The organism is Limnofasciculus baicalensis BBK-W-15 (assembly GCF_024178385.1).
Classification (GTDB): Bacteria; Cyanobacteriota; Cyanobacteriia; order Cyanobacteriales; family Coleofasciculaceae; genus Limnofasciculus; species Limnofasciculus baicalensis.
Map to the genome: position 1 here is coordinate 1 of NZ_JAMZMM010000655.1, position 1,663 is coordinate 1,663.

General features: G+C 41.6%; 1 protein-coding gene and 1 pseudogene. One reads left to right on the plus strand and one right to left on the minus strand.

Features of this window, described 5'->3' with window-relative positions:
* Nucleotides 1–539, plus strand: a pseudogene (locus tag NJ959_RS29190) (isopeptide-forming domain-containing fimbrial protein); the annotation flags it as partial.
* A gap of 74 nt (nt 540–613) precedes the next feature.
* Here the strand turns inward: NJ959_RS29190 and hpf are convergent.
* On the minus strand, nt 614–1,279 hold the full coding sequence (gene hpf / locus NJ959_RS29195) for a ribosome hibernation-promoting factor, HPF/YfiA family (RefSeq protein WP_254015263.1): 666 nt from the start codon (nt 1,277–1,279) through the stop codon (nt 614–616).
* Nucleotides 1,280–1,663 lie beyond the last annotated feature (384 nt).

The window sequence follows — 1,663 nt, forward strand, 5'->3', positions numbered from 1 at the left end:
GTCCCACAATTGTGCCAATCGGCACATCTGGACCACGCCTGCGATTAATTAAGGAGATAACTCAAGTGATACGAGGTGGAAGTTTATTGCCTGGAATTGACTTCTCTAATCCTGTAACAGATCCTTCAGAAGCAATCATATTTAGGAATGGTTTTGCCGCAGCCAGAATTCCTTTTCAAGGAGTTGCCACCCTTGGGAATCAGACAATACTCGAAAGTGGAGATGAAATCGATTACACCATCTATTTTCTTTCTGATGGTGCTGAAACTCTTAAGAATGTACAAATCTGTGATGCGATTCCTGATGGCACAACGTTTATCCCTGATGGTTTTGGACTAGGGAGTGGAATTTTGTTAAATCTGGGTGGGAAAGAGACAATTCAAAGCAATGAAAACTTTTTACCCCCTTTGACTCCGGTTAGCAATCCTTGTCCTAATTTTAATAACCCAAATGGATCTGTGTTATTGGAGTTAGGAGATATTCCTAATGCTGTGCCCAATAATGCAGGATTTGTGCGCTTCCGAGTTAGGGTGAATTAGCAGTTTTGAGTTTTGAATTAGGAAGCCGCTATTAAATCAGATTGGATTTAATAGCGGCTATTTATCAAGGTAATTTAGACAATGGCAGATTTTTCTGATGCAGTATCAACATCATGGGCTGTCTTACCATTTTTCTGATTAGTATGACCGTTACCATTCCGGGGCTGAATGACTCCGTATCCACCATGGTTACGTTCGTACATCACATTAATTTCACCTGTCTTAGCATTGCGGAACATGTAGAAGTCGTGATCTACTAATTGCAACTGTTCCAAGGCTTCCTCAATCGTCATGAGTGGCATGGCGAAATACTTCATCCGCACGACTTCACTAGGAAGTTCGGGAGTACGCTCCCCAATCAAATCTTCTATTAGTGGTGATTCTATTAGTGGTGATTCCTCGAGGATTGCACCAGTTTTGGGTTGATCGTGGGTTTTCTTATGAAGTAATTTCTCCTTATATTTCCGCAATTGTCGCTGAATCTTATCTGCAACCAGATCGATACTGGCATACAAATCTTCGCTCCCCTCTTGGGCACGAATTACTGTTCCATTAGCATAAATTGTCACTTCAGCATTCTGCTTAGAAGTTATCCGAGGGTTGCGAGCTACAGATAAATGTACATCAACTTCAGTTGTAATATTCTGAAAGTGATTCACCGCCTTTTCAATTTTCTGATGCACATACTCACGGATTGCTTCAGTGATTTCAATATTTTTGCCTTGGATCACAAGCTTCATACTGACTACTCCATCTTTAGATGCGGCATTTAGAAACGGCAAAATAATTGCCAATAGATATACATTTTTCAGTTTTGAGTTTTCAGCACTCAAATAACGGCTACTCTTGCGAGCGATCTGCTCAGTACGGCTCGACACGATTACTCATGGAGAGCCACATGTCTTTAGACCTGGGTTACTGATCGTGGAGACTAGGATGACTACTCTTGGAGGAATACCTTTACATTAGCACTTTGTATCCGCTACAACATGACCCTTTGATTTCTCTTCAAATTCCTTTGCATTATGTGACATTTCTCAAAGAAGTGGAAAGTGGAAAGTGGAAAGTGGAAAGTGGGGAGTGGGAAGTGGGGAGTGGGGAGTGGAGGGGAGAGTTTTGAGTTT

Coding starts and splice junctions, on each gene's coding strand:
- hpf (WP_254015263.1), bottom strand. CDS start 1,279: ATGAAGCTTGTGATCCAAGGCAAAAATATTGAAATCACTGAAGCAATC.